Below are 14,951 nucleotides of genomic sequence, written 5' to 3'. Positions count from 1 at the left end.
GGACCGCCAGCGCGTCGATCGCGCGCAGCAACGTCATCCGTGAGGTGGGCACGCCCAACCCGCCCGACAGGCGCGCGCCGGGACGTCCGCCGAGGGCGAGCCCCAAGCTCCGCAGCATCGTCTGTAACGCGTGAGTGCTGCGCTTGTATCGGCCGGTCAGGTGCGGGAACGACTCGGCGAAGGTCTTGCGCGGGCAGGCGCTCGCCATGCAGACGAACCTGCGGACTTTCACGTGCAGCAGCACCGGTCTACCGGACACGGCGAGGTCGGACAGTCGCCGCTGGTAGCGGCTGTGCACCCGGCTGGAGACCCCGCCACAGACCGGGCACCGCGCGCCGTCACCCGTCGCCTGAACCTCGATCCGCAGCGTCACCCCGCTCACGAACACCCGGTCGACCTGCAGCCCGACGAGCTGCGGGAACAGCACGGCCTGATCAAGATCGCACAGCTGGCATGATCACCCGATCGAGGAGTGCCGCGACGCAGGCGCGCCGGCCCGAAGATCACGCAATCTGTGCCAGAGCCCAGATTCAGCCGCCGTTGACACCTACGAACGGATCAGGTGATCAAAGGCGCTCAGCGCTGCCTTCGCCCCGTCACCGGCAGCAGCGACGATCTGCTTATATGGCGTGCATGTGCAATCACCCGCGGCGAATACGCCACCGAGACTGGTGCGTCCACAGGCGTCGATGAGGATTTCGCCGTGGCTGGTCAGATCAACGACCTGGCTGACCCACTCGGTGTTCGGGAGCAGCCCGACCTGTATGAACACACCGCTCACCGGCAGTTCGTGCGAAGTTTCGGCGCACCGGTCGGTGTAGCGCACCGCGGAGACTTTGACCCCGTCACCGAGGACCTCGGTGGTCTCCGCCTCGTGGAGGACGGTGACGTTGTCCAGGCTGTGCAGCTTGCGCTGCAGCACCTCGTCGGCCTGCAGGACAGGCCCGAACTCCAGCAGCGTGACGCGCGACGTGATGCCGGCCAGATCGATTGCCGCCTCGACGCCGGAGTTGCCGCCGCCGACGACCGCGACCGGCTTGTCCGTAAACAGCGGACCGTCGCAGTGTGGGCAGTGGGTGACGCCCTTGTTGCGATACTCCTGCTCGCCGGGAACTCCGAGGTCACGCCAACGCGCACCGGCAGCCACGATCACGGTCCGTGACCGCAGGACGGCGCCGTTGTCGAGGGACACCTCGATGGGCGACTCGCTGATGCTCCGATGGAGCTTTGTGGCTCGCCGACGTGGGATGACGTCGATCTCGTACGACCGGATGTGCTGTTCCAACGCCCCGGCGAACTGCGTTCCTTCGGTGTGCGGCACCGTCGGAAAGTTCTCGATTCCGGCGGTGTCGAGCACCTGCCCGCCGACGCGCTCGGCCACCAGACCGGTGCGGATGCCCTTGCGCGCGGCGTAGATCGCCGCGGTGGCCCCGGCGGGCCCGCCACCCACGACCAGGACGTCGAACGTGGCCTTGTCGTTCATGGCCTCGACGTTCTGGTCGGAGGCGCCCCCGTCGAGGCGCTGGACGATCTCGGCGAGGTCCATGCGTCCCCGCCCGAAGAGCTCGCCGTTGAGGTAGACGGTGGGCACGCTCAAGACCTCGCGATCAGCAACCTCGGAGGCGAACGCGCCGCCTTCGATCGCCGTGTGGGTGACAGCCGGGTTGAGCACGCTCATCAGGTTCAGCGCTTGGACCACCGCGGGACAGTTTCGGCAGGTCAGCGAGAAGTACGTCTCGAAATGCAGTGGCCCGGGCAGGGTCCGCACCCGCTCGAGAAGCGCGCTGTCCTCCTTGGCGGGGTGTCCGCCCACGTGCAGCAGGGCCAGGACCAGCGAGGTGAACTCGTGTCCGAGCGGGACTCCGGCGAAGCGCACGCCGCTGTCCTCGCCGGGAGTGGTGACGAGGAATGACGGAGTGCGCAGGTTCGGCCCGTGCACTTCGCGCACGGTGAGCTTGTCACTCACCGCTGCGATGTCCTCCAGGAGGCCCCGCGTCCGCTCCGAGGTAGGGCCTTCGTCGAGGGTGGCGACCAGTTCGACCGGTTCGCGCAGTCGCTGCAGGTAGGTGGTCAGCTTTGCTGTCAGATTCGCGTCGAGCATCAGATCTTTCCGACGAGGTCCAGCGATGGGGCCAGCGTGTCGGCGCCCTCGTCCCACTTGGCGGGGCACACCTCGCCCGGGTGTGCGGTGATGTACTGGGCGGCCTTGACCTTGCGTAGGAGCTCCACGGCGTCGCGGCCGATGCCGGCGTCGTGCAGCTCGACGGTGCGGATCCTGCCCTCGGGGTCGATGACGAATGTGCCGCGCAAGGCCTGCCCGTCCGCCTCGACGAGGACGTCGAAGTCGCGGGAGAGCTGGTGGGTCATGTCGGCCAGCAGCGGGAACTGCACCTTGCCGGCCGCTGCGGAGGTCTCGTGCCAAGCCTTGTGCGCGAAATGGCTGTCGGTCGAGGCGCCGTAGACCTCCACACCGAGCGCCTGGAACGTCTCGTAGTGGTCTGCGAGGTCCTCGAGCTCGGTCGGACAAACAAACGTGAAGTCGCCGGGGTAGAAGACGATGACGCTCCAGTGGCCCACCAGGTCCTCGTCCGTGATCTCAATGAACCTGCCCTGCTGGAAGGCGTTCACCGTGAACGGCTTAACCCTGGAGTTGATCAAAGACATGTGACTGGTCGATTCCTTCGATGCGGGGTCGAGCAGGGGAAGCTGGCGGCGGTGGAGGTCGCTGTCCGCTCCTTGGGTTGGACTTATCGCCTGGCGAGCCGCCGCCGCAGAGGTGCTGCATGGGGTCAGGGAAACGCGAAGCAACCGGGCACACCCGTTGATCACAGCTGCGCTGCCGGGAGCCACGACCTGCAGCACCGGAGCACCCGGATCGTCGTCGATGTTCGCGCTTCGGCCATGACCTCACGCTATGAGTGCGTTGTTCGCGGCGACTGGACGATGCGACGCAGAAGTTGGATGATTCTCATTTGAGCGATCCCGCGCGAGCTCGACCACGCGGGGTACGTCGCGGCGGCTGTACCCCGTGAGGAGAGAGCCGCCCGGGGTCAGCAGAACCGCCTCTCGACCGGGGAGCAGCAGGCCGAGAGCCGATCGCCTGCCGAGGCCGATCCGCGTTCAGGGCGACTGTGCCTCGCGCCGCCAGGCTCCGGGGGGACGACCGTGCAACTGGCGGAAGCGTCGGTTGAAGTACGCCGCGTCGTCATACCCGACCTTGCGCGCGACGGCCTCGATCGGGAGGTCCGACGTGACGAGCAACCGACGGGCCTCGGCCATGCGACGGTCGGTGATCCAGTCCAGGAGCGTGCGCCCCGTACGCCTGCGCACGATGGTCGTGAGGTGACCCGGCGAGACTGCCAGGGCCTCTGCGAGACCGCTGACCGAGAGCGGCCCCCGGAACTGCCTCTCGATCGACTCGAAGCAGGCGGCCAGGAGTGGATCGTCCTCGCGGCGATACCGGTGAGGCAGGTCGGCGGCGAGCCGTGCGATCGTCACGAGGAGGACGACCAGGTGCGCGGTACTCGCACTGCGATACCCCACCTCCCGGCGCGCGAGCTCGCGCTGCAGCTCCGTGAGGAGCTGTTCGAGGACAGGACGACGGTTGCGCGGGGTGTGGATTCGTTGGCTCGTCGACTGCTGGTCGGCGCCCAGGAATGCACTCAGCAACGGGTTGGACCACCATAGCTCCAGTGGCACCCTCAGCTCCGAAGTAGCGGTGAGTGCACCCAGCGAGAACTCGACGGCCCAGCCCTCGCTCTCCTTCATCTGCCGGAGATCGTGCGGTTGCGCCGGTGGGATCACGAACAGGTCCCCGGGCTCGATCACCCAGTCCTGGCCGCCGACGCGATGCCGCCCGGCACCGCGACGGAAGTAGACGATCTCCAGGTACCGGTGGACATGGACGCCCACCTCCACGCGCGGATGTGCATGGTCCAGGGCGTGGATGGCTACCGGTGGCTGCTGCGCGCTGCCCCGCACAGCGTCGAACATCGGGACCCTCCGAGAGCTGCCCACATCCCCTCCACCCATGACTTCCGCTCTCATGAACTTCTGAACAACAGCACATTGCTCGTGACGGGCTCGCTCGCGACTCCCGGGCCACCCGGACGCCTTCCTGAGCTCGTTACGACACCTCGCTCGTCACGACCCGGTCAAGCGTCGGCAGGCTCCCACTTCCACTCGCCCACAGGTCCATCGCCATCGTGGCCGGGCACAGGAAGGGCTTGTGGCCCGCCGGCCCCGCTATGGCGGAAGTGTCGCTCTCGTGGCGCGGCAGGTGCGACTCTCTACTACGCGGGCGGCTGTGCAAGCGCTTGCCGACGGTCCTAAGTGGTGCTGAAGAGTACTGGTTGACGACCACACCTACTCTGGACATACTACTGGGAAAGCGCTTGCAGAGACTCTGGGTTGGACGCAGCCCGTCTCTGGCAGTCGCGAGTTGCTGATCGACCGACAGGCCCGTGGTGCCCGATCCGACGCTGGTTCCCAGGAGGGCGATGGTGGCCAGAGCAGCAAGAATGTCGCAGTATTTCGCCACCGCTGAAGCGGAGCCGGAGAGCTCGTCGAAGGCCAGAACTGTCGCGTCCGACCCTCGATCCAGGGTTTCCTGTGCAATGCACGTCCGGCACATGGCGAGCGCCGCGCCGCCGCCTCGACGGACCACGGTGCACTCCCCTCCGCCCCTACAACGTCGATGGGACAACACCGATGCGAACAATCACACTGGAGGAGCACTTCGCCACCCCGGACTACGTCCGCGGACCCGGGAGTCATCTCAGCACGGCGTGGGGCCGCCCCACCGTGGATGCGCTGTGCGACTTGGGCGACGGCAGGGTCGCTGCGATGGACGCTGCCGGCATCGACGTCCAGGTCCTCTCGCTCACCTCGCCCGGACTCGAGCAGCTGTCAGCTTCCGAGGCGCCTGACTGGGCACATCTGGTCAACGACGGTCTTGCGACCGCAGTGGCAGCACACCCGACGCGCCTGAGAGGTTTCGCGTGTCTTCCGACTGCAGATCCCGAGGCGGCCGTAAGCGAACTCTCACGAGCCGTCAACGACCTCGGGTTCCTCGGCGCGATGATCAACGGGCACGTACGTGGCCGTTACCTGGACGACGAATTCTTCTGGCCGATCCTGGCGAAGGCCGAGGAGCTGCGGGTCCCGATCTACCTGCACCCGACCATGCCACCCCAGGAGGTGATCGACGCAAGCTATTCCGGGAATTTCTCCGAGCAGGTAGGGCTCGTACTGGCGGCGGGCGCATGGGGCTGGCACATGGAAACCGGCAACCATCTACTGAGGATGGTGTTGGCCGGGGTCTTCGATCGCTTTCCCGATCTGCAGGTGATGATCGGGCACCTCGGTGAGGCGTTGCCGTTCATGCTGCCACGAATTGAGCAGGTTTACGACAGCTTCGCCGACACGAACCTTGAGCGTCGAATCTCTGCCTATTTCCAGGAGAACGTTCACTATACGTTCGCCGGCTTCAACTTCACGTCAAGCTTCCTGAATCTCCTGCTCCAAGTGGGGGTCGATCGCATTCTCTTCTCGGCTGACTACCCCTACACGACGATGGCGGAGGCACGACACTTCCTGGACGAGCTTCCCGTGAGTTCGGCAGATCGGCATCGAATCGCTCACGGCAATGCAGAGAGGCTCTTCGCAATCTAGCGGAGGGTTTGCGTCTCCGTCTTTCGCTCAATCAACCCGCGCCCTTGTAGCGGCGGAGCGGCTTCGATCTCAGGGCAAGTCCTCGACACTGGCATTCTCTACCACACTGGCACTCTCAATGAGGAGAACAGCGAATGTCTCCAGCTGATCAGAGCGCTTCCGAGGGAGCGGCATCACACGTCTCGGCCGTCACACTGGCGGCTCGGATGGACCGAATCCCGATGACGTCCCGCCATCGGCGGGTTGCGGCCGTAGTCGCCGCCGGGACGTTCTTCGACGCGTTCGACTCCCTGGTTCTCGGAGTCGCCTTGACGGCCATCTCCGCCAGTCTGGGCCAAGGTCTCGTCGGTACGGGTCTCCTCATCAGCGCCGGCTATCTTGGCCAGTTCCTCGGTGCCGTCCTGATTGGGCCGTTCGCAGATCGTTACGGCCGTCGCCGAGCGTTCCTCTTCGCGATCACCGCGTTCAGCATCCTGAGCGTGGGCTGTGCCCTTGCCTGGAGCATCGAGGCGTTGACCGTCGCCCGATTGCTGCAGGGCCTGGGACTCGGCGCAGAGACGCCAGTCGCCGCGATCCTGATCAGCGAGTATGCGCCCGCCCTTCGTCGCGGCCGCGCGGTGATGCTGTACCAGGCGATCTTTGCATGGGGGGTGTTCGCCGCGCCGTTGGCCGGCCTGGCTGTGTTCGCCGTCGTCGAGCCGGCTCTCGCCTGGCGTGTGCTTTTCGCGCTCGGCGTTCTGCCGCTTCTGATCGTCCTCCTTGGCCGGCACGTCCTACCCGAGTCTGCGCGCTGGCTGATGTCGAAGGGACATGTGGGGCGGGCCGAGGAGATCGTCGTCGAGTTTGAAGAAGCCGCCATGAAGGAGAACAAGGAGCTACCGGCCCCCGAGGAGCGGATCGAGCCCGAGCCGGGCAAGCCGACTAGGCTGACCGAAATCTTCAGTCCTACGTATCGAACGCGAACGATCCTCAACGGCGTCCTGTGGTTCACCACTTACTTCGTCACTTACGGCTACTCGGTGTGGCTACCCTCCCTCTACGTTTCCATCGGAGGGTTGAAGATCAGCGAGGCTCTGTACCTGACGCTTGCCATCGCCGCCGCCCAGCTAGTTGTCGTCTACCTTTTCGCCATCTCCGTCGATCGGATCGGGCGTCGTCCGCTGCTGCTGGCAGGATATGTGGTCGCCGCAGGAGGCGCCCTACTCGGTGTGGGCCTGGTTCAGGGGGGCCTGACGGGCTGGCCTACGCTTTTCGCGGCCGGCCTGTTGATCGCGATGGGTTGCTACGTTCCCGCCGCTGGGCTGTTCCTCTACATCCCGGAGCTTTACCCGACGCGTATCAGGGGATGGGGCACGTCGGTCGGCAGTTCAATGAACCGCTTGGCTAGTGTGATCGCGCCTACCGTGGTCGGTGCCCTACTCGCCGGCGGCCTCGGCCTGGGCGCCGTCTTCGTGATGTTCGCCGTTGTCCTGATCGTCGGCCTGGTCGCGATGGCGCGCTGGGGCGTCGAGACGAAGGCGCGATCCCTCGAGGAGACGGGTGGCCCGACCTCCCAGTAGGGGCGTAGGCGGGCACTTCGCGCGGGGTCAAGGCCCTGCGCCTCGGTCGGGTGTACTGCTTCGCGATGCAGCCTGACCCGCTGCGGAAGAGCTGCTGGTCGCTGACCGAGCCCGACCCCGCACAGCGCGCAAAAATGCGGCGAGGAGATCGCGATCCGGCCCCAGCTCCGGGCTGACAGGGCGGGTCTTCGGCGGAGCGTCCGGTCTGCGCGGTCGAGACGTCGTCGGGTTGCCCAGGATCGCGGCCGCCTTGTGGGCCGGATCCCGTTCAGGTGTGGCCAGCGCCGTTCCCGCAGGCAAAGCGCGACCAGGGTTGACGCCCTGGCTGAACCGGTTCGTCGAGCGACGCTTGGACGGGCTGGTCGACGAGCCGAGGCCCGGACGGCCGCGCGCGGGTGTCGGTGCATGCGGTCACCGGTCATCGCCGCGGTACGCACAGCACCAGCGCGCGTTTCGCGGTAGTCGTGCTCGATGCGCTAGGCGGCCTGCCGACGCGGCCCACCGCCTCGAGGAAGGTCGCCGAGAGGGCGAGATGATGCTCGTCCGGTGCGTGCGCACCGGACGGGAGGGGCCGAGGACCCATCCGGGGGCCAGGTCGGCGGCGACGACGCCGCGCCGGTCGAGGACCAGCAAGGCGGCCGGGCCGCCCGCCGGCGTGGGCAGCACGCTCGGCGGTGCGGATGGGGCTCGACGGCCCGCTGCGCACGGTGGCCGCGGCCGTCGCCCGCTCGGTCACGGTCCCCGCGACCTGGGGCTGCTGCGGGTTCGCCGGCGACCGCGGGCTGCTCCACCCGGAGCTGACCGCCGCCGCGACCGCGCCGCAGGCCGCCGAGCTCGCCGGCCGGACGTTCGACGCCCACGCCTCCTGCAACCGGACCTGCGAGGTCGGGATGACCCAGGCGACCGGCGGCCCTACGAGCACGTGCTCGAGGTGCTCGACCGGGTCAGTGCGGGCCCGGGTCCAGCAGGGCCATGAGTCGCTCCCCCGCCGCCTCCGGCAGCCGGCGCCGGCTGCGGAGGTGGCGGAAGACTGGGGCGAGGAGGTCGTCGGCGAGCAGCGCCGCCCGCGGCAGCGGCTGCGCGACCGGGCGCACAACGACGCCGGCGTGCCAGCCGCCGTCCGCGCGGGGCTCGGCGTCGGCGGTGAAGTCGACGAGCGCGACGACACCCCCGCCGGGCCCGGTCCGGTAGACCGCCGCCCGCTCCCCGGCGCGGGTGGACCGCAGGCAGCACGGCGCGGCGGGCGGGTGGTGCAGCTCGTCGGCGTTCCACAGCAGGACGGAGCTCGGGACGGCGGTGCGCACTGCGGAGTGCTACCCGCGCTGGCGCTCCAGATCCTCCTTCAGAGCGTCCAACCGGTCCCGCCACCAGGCCTTGGCCTTCTCCGCCGCGGCGGCGTCGGGCAGCCGGGAGTGCGCGACGGCGACCCACGCAGCGGCCCGGGTCCTTGGCGTCGATCGTGATCGCGACCCGTCCACCGGGCTCGTCGACGTGGTCGAAACGCGCCCGCCGCGGCCGGGTGGCGGTGCGCTCGCGCAGCTCCGCGCCCAGCCACGCGCGGCGCCGCTCCTCCGCGACGACGGCGTCGAACACCGCCTCGACCGGCGCGGCGAGCGTGCGGGAGGCCGTGACCGTGAAGCCGTCGTCCTTCTGCCCCACGACCTTGCCGCCGCGGGCCCGCTCGTAGCTGGTGGTGACGGCCTGCGCCGCCCACACCATCGGAACGATGCCGAGCAGGTCCGCCACGAACCGGGAGATCTCGCGGTGCGGGCGCCCGGCCATGCCCTCCGCGTCGAGCAGGTCGAACCACTCCTCCCAGCCGCGACCGGTGCGCTCGCGGATCGCGGCGTCGGAGGTGACCAGGACCGGGGCGGGCCCGGGGTCCGGGGCGGCCAGCAGTCTCGCGCGGGCGGCGGTGTAGCTCTCCCCGGTCTTCGCCATGCGGGCCCGGACGAGCCTCTTGAAGGAACGGTGCTCGGTCATCTCGCGTCCTCTCCGCGGCGGCGACCCACGATCCACGCTCGTGCGATCCCCGCCGGAGAAGGCGTGGTGCGACCGGCCCCCCGAGGGCCCGTGCCCCCTTTGCCCCCGCTGCGCCGGTGGCGTGGACACCGGATCCGGAGGTTGGGCGCAGGACGGCGCCCGTGGCGGGGACGCTAGCAGGGGCCGGGAGGCGGGGGGAAGGACCGGGCGGCGTCGGCGAAGCGGCGGGAGAGCTGTGCGAAGGCGTCCCGCAGCTCCGCCGGCCCGACGACCTCGATCTCGGCGTCGAACCGGCCGACGCTGGCGGCCAGCCCCACCCACGACCATGCCCCGAGGACGAGGCGGCAGCGGTCCCGGCCGAGCTCCTCGACGATCCCGTCGCCGGCGAACGGCGCCACCTCGGCCGCGGGCCGCGCGAGGACGACCTCGCCGCGGCAGGGCCAGGTGCCGGTGCCGGTCGAGCCCCGGAACCGGTCGGCCACGAAGGCCGCGACGTCGCGGCCGGGCACCTCCCGGGGCACGAACCGGGGGCCTGTCGGCGTGCGCGGGGTGATCCGGTCGGCGCGGAAGGTCCGCCAGTCGCCGCGGTCGAGGTCCCAGGCCACGAGGTACCACCGCCCGCCCCGCGTGACGAGGTGGTGGGGCTCCACCCGCCGCGGCGGCTCGTCGCCCGTCCCGTAGTCGAACCGAAGCACCTCACGGGCGCGCACGGCCGCGCCGAGCGCCACCAGCACGGCACCGTCCACCGCGGGCGCCGATCCGACGGCGGTGACCTCCAGGGCGTCGATGCGGTGCCGCAGCCGCGCGGGCATCACCTGGCGGACGGTGGTCAGCGCGCATGCGGCGGCCTCGCCGATCCCGGCGCCCGAGGTGGCCGCGGTCTGCAGCGCCACGGCGAGCGCGACGGCCTGGTCGTCGTCGAACAGCAGGGGTGGCAGGTCGGTGCCCGGGGCCAGCCGGTACCCGCCGTCGGGCCCCTTGACCGCCCGGACCGGGTAGCCGAGCTCGCGGAGCCGGTCGACGTCTCGACGCACGGTGCGCGGGCTGACCTGAAGCCGCTCGGCCAGCAGCGATCCCGGCCAGTCCCGGCGGGCCTGCAGGAGGGAGAGCAGCGACAGCAGTCTCGCCGAGGTGTGACGCACGGCCCCGATGATGCCCGGAGAAGAGGCCGGTACCTGACCTCTTCTGTCGAGAGGCTTGGTGAACCCGACCGAGAGGACACACCGTGACCGAGCAGACCCTCACCCTCGACCCCGAGCGCACCGCCCTCCTCGCGGAGCTCGCCACCGCCCGCGCCGCCCTGGTCACGACCACCCGCGGCCTGACCGACGAGCAGGCCGGCGCGCGCCCCACCGCCAGTGCCCTGTGCCTGGGCGGGTTGCTCAAGCACGTCGCGTCCGTCGAGGAGGGGTGGATGCGGTTCGTCGTCGAGGGTCCGTCGGCGATGACCTACGACCTGCCCGAAGGTGTGACCTGGGCGGACTTCGCGGCCGGTACCGCCCGCGAGTACCCGCAGTGGGCGATCGACCATCAGGACGAGTTCCGGATGCTGCCCGGCGACACCCTCGCCGGCGTCGTCGCGCGCTACGAGCAGGTCGCGGCCCGCAGCGAGCAGGTCGTCGCGGCGCTCCCCGACCTGTCCGCGACGCACGCGCTGCCCGAGGCGCCCTGGAACGAGCCCGGCGGGGTGCGCAGCGCGCGCCAGGTGCTGATGCACCTGATCGCCGAGACCGCCCAGCACGCCGGGCACGCGGACATCCTCCGCGAGTCGATCGACGGCCACACCGCGAGCTGACGAGACTGTGCCCGTGACCCGCCTCGGCGCCCGGGCGCTCAACCGCGCGACGCTCGCCCGCCAGCTCCTGCTCCACCGGGCGGACCTCCCCGTCCTCGACGCGGTCCAGCACCTGTGCGGCCTGCAGGCCCAGGAACCCCAGGAGCCGTTCGCGGGGCTCTGCTCGCGGCTGCGGGCGTTCGACCCGGAGGGGCTGTCGGGCCTGCTCACCGACCGGCGGGTCGTCCGGACCACGTTGATGCGGCGCACCATCCATCTCGTCACCGCCGAGGACGCGCTGGCCCGGCGGGCGCGGCACGACGCGATGCTCCGGCAGCGGATGCTCGGGGTGTACCGGGGCGACCTCAACGGGGTGGACCTTGACGAGGTTGCGACGACCGCCGCGGAGGTGATGGCCCACGGCACGCCGCGCACCATGCCGGAGCTCGGGCGCGTGCTGGCCGAGCGCTGGCCGGGGCGGCGGGGGCGCGACCGCTGGGTGAGGCGGCCGCGGCCGGGCTGGTCCCGATGGTGCAGCTCCCGCCCCGCGGGGGTGTGGCGTCGAAGCGCCGCCGCCGAGAACGGCGCAACGGCCGCGCTCGACCCGGCCCCGACGATCCCGCGGGGCTAGACGAGTAAGTCCTAACGGCGTGGCGGCCGTGGACATGGCAGGAGGGTGTTCAAGATCCGGTTGTGTCGACCGACCTGAACACCCTCCTGACCGCACTCTACGTCAAGATCGACGATCTGTTGGGCAGGTCCACCCGGACCGGGCGCCCACCCAAGCTCTCCGACGCCGAGCTGCTCACCCTGGCCGTGGCCCAGGTCCTGCTCGGGGTCCGCTCGGAGGCCCGCTGGCTACGGTTCGTGCCCCGGGTGCTGCCCGCGGCGTTTCCGTATCTGCCCGGCCAGTCCGGCTACAACAAGCGCCTCCGCTCGGCGTTGCCGCTGATCAAACGCCTGATCCGGACCCTGGCCGCCGACACCGACCTGTGGGCCGACCCGGTGTGGGTCGTCGACTCCACCCCGGTCGAATGCGCCCGCTCCCGCCCGACGGCCAAGCGCTCGAACCTCGCCGGGTGGGCCGGCTACAGCTACTGCCCGTCGCACTCGCGGTTCTTCTGGGGGCTGCGCCTGCACCTGATCTGCACCCCGGCCGGGCTGCCGGTCAGTTGGGCGCTGGCCGACCCGAAGCTCGACGAACGCCAGGTCCTGATGGCCGTGCTCGACCACGATCCCGTCCTGACCACCGGTCGACCGGGGCTGACGATCATCGCCGACAAGGGCTACGTCTCCCGCGAGCTCGACGCCTACCTGGCCGAGCGTGGCGTGGCGCTGCTGCGCCCGTCCTACCGCAACCGCACCCCGCGCCCGGGCGAGCACCTGCTCAAACCGGTCCGGCAGCTGATCGAGTCGGTCAACGACACCCTCAAGGGCCAACTCGATCTCGAGTTGCACGGCGGGCGCAGCATCGACGGCGTCGGCGCCCGGATCGGGCAACGCCTGCTCGCGCTGACCGCCGCGATCTGGCACAACCGCGCTACCGGTCAACCCGTCACCCGGTCCTTGATCGCCTACGACCACTGACCGGGTTCGGACTTACTCGTCTAGGCGTCGAGGTGTTCACCGACTGCTTTGGGGTCTGCCCGCGGAGCTCGCTGGGCTCGCAGCGGTCCGGCCGGGATCGGCGTGGAAGAGATGCCCCTGCCGGTCTCGGACCTGCAGGCTGGGCAGATTACGCTGACTGGGACCTTGCGCGACGAGGGGATATGAGCCGCAGGCTGTGCGGAAGGCCGGCCTCGGTGCTCGAGCTGGAGTTGCTGGTCACCGGGCACGTGAACCTCGGCCACGTCGCGGATTCGCTCACCCCGAGGCCGGATCAGGTGAAGACCATCGTGGTCCGTAGCAGCCGGTTGAGCAAGAGCGCAGCAGCACAGGCGTCTGGAGCGATCACGGACTCTGCTCGGCGGGAGCGGTATCGGGAGACGGAAGGTCTCCAACGCTATCGGACCCGGCCGTGAAAGGGGCCGCGCGAGCCTAGGAGTCGAGGCTGGAGTGCCTGAGGGGCACCCAGCCTTGACTCTCACCGGGGAAATCCCCCGCCTGCAGTTTCCGACTTCCGGCATTCGGGTTCGAGGTCACTGAGCCTGGGCGATGAACTCGATGAGGAGCTGAGAGAAGATCACCGCCAGAACCACGGCGAAGGCGAGGAAGCCCAATGCCCACCGCCGAGCGTTCAGCAACGGCAGGGCCGGGTCGGCATCGGGCACAGGACGCTTCGAAGACGTCATGGGTCACAGCTCCTTGCGGTAAAGGATATCGATGACCACCGCCGCGATGGCGGCCGCGGATACGCCGATGCCGACGAAGACCCAGCCGGCGCCACCGCCCCCGGACCCGGAGTACCAGCCCTGCCCGTAGATCAGCAGAAGGACTGCTAGGAGCACGGCGCAGAGCGCGATCAGTCCGGTCAGGCGGCGCAGCTTGGCGCGCGCGGTCCAGCGCAGGTAGTCCTCGATTAGGCCGTCGTCGTCGACCCTGGGGCCCAGGGCCGGCACAGAGTCTCGGCTTGTTCGCATGCGTCCTCCGATGGCATGAAAGGATGTGACGGTTCAGTGCCGCAGGTTGGCCAGGTGACCCTTGGGCTCGGTGACGATGAAGAGGGTCCCGACGATCGTGATCCCCGAGCCGATGACGACGAAGGCGTTGAAGGGGGCACCGTAGACCGTCAGGGAGAAGAACGAGATGAAGAAGAAGGCGAGCGTGTTCGTCAGCACGCCGCCCCGAACCGCTCCGGCGTAGGCGATCCCGATGTAGTAGCCCATGATCATCCAAATGGCCCAGCCCAACCCGATCACCGAGCCGATCGCGACGAGCCGCGGCTCCGACCAGGCCTCGGCCGTGATGCGCCGCCCTTCCGGGAACAGGGCGAGCAGGAGGACGACGGCGATGACCAGCTCGAGGAAGGCGCGCCACCACAAGAAGCTCTCCGGCGGCATGAGATCGGTACCCGCCGAGATGGCGAAACTCTCGAAGCCCCAGGTGAGCACGGCACCGACGATGATGAGCAGGCCGACTGCGAAGTAGACGCCATGGGTCGGGGCGCTGAGTTCGCCACCGGAGACGGCCAGCCAGATGCCGACGCCCAACCCGGCCAGTCCTATCAGTGTGGAGGCCCGAAGGATCCTTTCGCGGTAGAGCAGCGCGGCGATGATCGCGCCGACCACGCCGGCGAGCCCGCCAATGGAGCCCGCGAGTGCGCCTCCGATCAGTCCGGAGGCGGCGGCGAAGCACAGGTCACCCACGAAGCCGCCCACTGCGACAAACAGGTTCCACCAACTGACTCGATGCCCGAGAACACGCACGGTGTCGCGCCAGGTGCCCGTGATGAGCAGGAAGAGTGCGATGGCCAGGACTCCGAAGGGCACCTGCATTGTGGCGACGACGACGAGCGCACCGGTGGGCGGCGCGCTGTCGAAGGGCGGACTGGTGACGATCGAACCGAGCAGACCGAAGGCCAGGCCGAGAGCGGGTGCGGCAAGGATCGCGTAGATCATTCCCATTCGCGTCTTCTTGCCGTCCGCGAGTCGCGACCGCTCGGCGAGCGCAGCCTGATCGTGGCAGGGAACACCCACCTTCATTCACCCGCTTCCACGAGAGCGTCGAGCTGGAGGGGGAGGTACCGCCCGAGATCGAGCTGATGCTCGACCATCTTCCTGGCGGAGGCCTTCAGCGCGTACCGGCGGAGTATGTGTCCGCGATGCATCCGCTGGTCGACCACCTCGAGCCAACCGACCGTGCGTAGCCCGACCAGGTCTTCGCGTAGTCCGGACAGCTCAGCCGGCGCGTAATGCGCCCTCAGCGCTCCGAACAGATGATGCTCCCAGGTTCCTCGCTCGCCGAGATGGTAGAGCGACAGGACCGCCTGGATCTTGGGTGCGGGTTTCATCGTTGACTCCTTC

At 69.3% G+C, this 14,951-nt stretch carries 16 protein-coding genes; 5 read left to right on the top strand and 11 right to left on the bottom strand.

The window, feature by feature from the left end; all coding sequences use genetic code 11:
* The 5 genes from LWC35_RS14855 to LWC35_RS14835 all read right to left on the bottom strand — a co-directional run.
* Positions 1–427: transposase family protein (locus LWC35_RS14855; RefSeq protein WP_232870704.1), on the bottom strand; the 427-nt coding region annotated here is incomplete at its 3' end.
* A gap of 120 nt (positions 428–547) precedes the next feature.
* Positions 548–2,101 carry an alkyl hydroperoxide reductase subunit F gene (ahpF, locus tag LWC35_RS14850; protein WP_232870703.1) on the bottom strand — a complete coding sequence of 518 codons (1,554 nt, stop codon included), beginning with the start codon at positions 2,099–2,101 and terminating at the stop codon, positions 548–550.
* On the bottom strand, positions 2,101–2,664 hold the full coding sequence (ahpC, locus tag LWC35_RS14845) for an alkyl hydroperoxide reductase subunit C (protein ID WP_232870702.1): 564 nt from the start codon (positions 2,662–2,664) through the stop codon (positions 2,101–2,103). Before ahpC ends, ahpF begins: the two co-directional genes overlap by 1 nt.
* 456 nt (positions 2,665–3,120) lie before the next feature.
* On the bottom strand, positions 3,121–3,993 hold the full coding sequence (locus LWC35_RS14840) for an AraC family transcriptional regulator (RefSeq protein WP_232870701.1): 873 nt from the start codon (positions 3,991–3,993) through the stop codon (positions 3,121–3,123).
* A gap of 133 nt (positions 3,994–4,126) precedes the next feature.
* Entirely contained in the window at positions 4,127–4,666 is a 540-nt protein-coding gene (locus LWC35_RS14835; RefSeq protein WP_232870700.1) for a hypothetical protein, read from the bottom strand.
* A 44-nt stretch (positions 4,667–4,710) separates the two neighbouring features.
* Between LWC35_RS14835 and LWC35_RS14830 the strand changes: the two genes are divergently transcribed.
* Both LWC35_RS14830 and LWC35_RS14825 read left to right on the top strand, forming a co-directional pair.
* Complete coding sequence (locus LWC35_RS14830; protein ID WP_269804152.1) at positions 4,711–5,673, top strand: amidohydrolase family protein; 963 nt, start codon at positions 4,711–4,713, stop codon at positions 5,671–5,673.
* 206 nt (positions 5,674–5,879) lie between these two features.
* Positions 5,880–7,232, top strand: coding sequence for an MFS transporter (locus tag LWC35_RS14825; RefSeq protein WP_232870698.1), 1,353 nt, complete (start codon positions 5,880–5,882; stop codon positions 7,230–7,232).
* A gap of 944 nt (positions 7,233–8,176) precedes the next feature.
* On the opposite strand, the gene LWC35_RS14820 is transcribed toward LWC35_RS14825, so the two are convergent.
* Both LWC35_RS14820 and LWC35_RS14815 read right to left on the bottom strand, forming a co-directional pair.
* Positions 8,177–8,536, bottom strand: a complete 360-nt coding sequence (locus LWC35_RS14820; protein WP_232870697.1) for a hypothetical protein — start codon at positions 8,534–8,536, stop codon at positions 8,177–8,179.
* 852 nt (positions 8,537–9,388) lie between these two features.
* Complete coding sequence (locus tag LWC35_RS14815; protein WP_232870696.1) at positions 9,389–10,357, bottom strand: helix-turn-helix transcriptional regulator; 969 nt, start codon at positions 10,355–10,357, stop codon at positions 9,389–9,391.
* Positions 10,358–10,440: 83 nt separating this feature from the next.
* Between LWC35_RS14815 and LWC35_RS14810 the strand changes: the two genes are divergently transcribed.
* The 3 genes from LWC35_RS14810 to LWC35_RS14800 all read left to right on the top strand — a co-directional run bounded on the left by LWC35_RS14810 (position 10,441) and on the right by LWC35_RS14800 (position 12,576).
* Positions 10,441–11,010 (top strand): DinB family protein, encoded by a 570-nt coding sequence (locus LWC35_RS14810; RefSeq protein ID WP_232870695.1) that lies wholly within the window; start codon positions 10,441–10,443, stop codon positions 11,008–11,010.
* A 13-nt stretch (positions 11,011–11,023) separates the two neighbouring features.
* A complete protein-coding gene (locus tag LWC35_RS14805; protein WP_372463048.1) occupies positions 11,024–11,620 on the top strand; it encodes a DNA glycosylase AlkZ-like family protein in 597 nt (198 codons plus the stop codon).
* 62 nt (positions 11,621–11,682) lie between these two features.
* Positions 11,683–12,576, top strand: a complete 894-nt coding sequence (locus LWC35_RS14800) for an IS982 family transposase (protein ID WP_232870694.1) — start codon at positions 11,683–11,685, stop codon at positions 12,574–12,576.
* A gap of 551 nt (positions 12,577–13,127) precedes the next feature.
* Here LWC35_RS14800 and LWC35_RS14795 read toward each other — a convergent pair.
* The 4 genes from LWC35_RS14795 to LWC35_RS14780 are packed head-to-tail and all read right to left on the bottom strand — an operon-like array spanning position 13,128 to position 14,938.
* Positions 13,128–13,280 (bottom strand): hypothetical protein, encoded by a 153-nt coding sequence (locus LWC35_RS14795; protein ID WP_232870693.1) that lies wholly within the window; start codon positions 13,278–13,280, stop codon positions 13,128–13,130.
* A 3-nt stretch (positions 13,281–13,283) separates the two neighbouring features.
* A complete protein-coding gene (locus LWC35_RS14790; protein ID WP_232870692.1) occupies positions 13,284–13,568 on the bottom strand; it encodes a hypothetical protein in 285 nt (94 codons plus the stop codon).
* Between the two features lie 33 nt (positions 13,569–13,601).
* Complete coding sequence (locus tag LWC35_RS14785) at positions 13,602–14,630, bottom strand: EamA family transporter (RefSeq protein ID WP_232870691.1); 1,029 nt, start codon at positions 14,628–14,630, stop codon at positions 13,602–13,604.
* Positions 14,627–14,938: a hypothetical protein gene (locus LWC35_RS14780; protein ID WP_232870690.1), complete on the bottom strand. Its 312-nt coding sequence runs from the start codon at positions 14,936–14,938 to the stop codon at positions 14,627–14,629. Before LWC35_RS14780 ends, LWC35_RS14785 begins: the two co-directional genes overlap by 4 nt.
* Positions 14,939–14,951: the final 13 nt, after the last annotated feature.

Origin of the sequence: Pseudonocardia kujensis, assembly GCF_021283305.1 — a bacterium.
In the GTDB taxonomy this organism is placed as follows: Bacteria; Actinomycetota; Actinomycetes; order Mycobacteriales; family Pseudonocardiaceae; genus Pseudonocardia; species Pseudonocardia kujensis.
Note: the sequence above shows the minus strand (reverse complement) of the source record. Positions and strands in the feature narration are given on the sequence as shown.

Coding starts and splice junctions, on each gene's coding strand:
- LWC35_RS14780 (WP_232870690.1), bottom strand. CDS start 14,938: ATGAAACCCGCACCCAAGATCCAGGCGGTCCTGTCGCTCTACCATCTC.
- LWC35_RS14795 (WP_232870693.1), bottom strand. CDS start 13,280: ATGACGTCTTCGAAGCGTCCTGTGCCCGATGCCGACCCGGCCCTGCCG.
- ahpF (WP_232870703.1), bottom strand. CDS start 2,101: ATGCTCGACGCGAATCTGACAGCAAAGCTGACCACCTACCTGCAGCGA.
- LWC35_RS14785 (WP_232870691.1), bottom strand. CDS start 14,630: ATGAAGGTGGGTGTTCCCTGCCACGATCAGGCTGCGCTCGCCGAGCGG.
- LWC35_RS14840 (WP_232870701.1), bottom strand. CDS start 3,993: ATGTTCGACGCTGTGCGGGGCAGCGCGCAGCAGCCACCGGTAGCCATC.
- LWC35_RS14790 (WP_232870692.1), bottom strand. CDS start 13,568: ATGCGAACAAGCCGAGACTCTGTGCCGGCCCTGGGCCCCAGGGTCGAC.
- ahpC (WP_232870702.1), bottom strand. CDS start 2,664: ATGTCTTTGATCAACTCCAGGGTTAAGCCGTTCACGGTGAACGCCTTC.
- LWC35_RS14830 (WP_269804152.1), top strand. CDS start 4,711: ATGCGAACAATCACACTGGAGGAGCACTTCGCCACCCCGGACTACGTC.
- LWC35_RS14825 (WP_232870698.1), top strand. CDS start 5,880: ATGGACCGAATCCCGATGACGTCCCGCCATCGGCGGGTTGCGGCCGTA.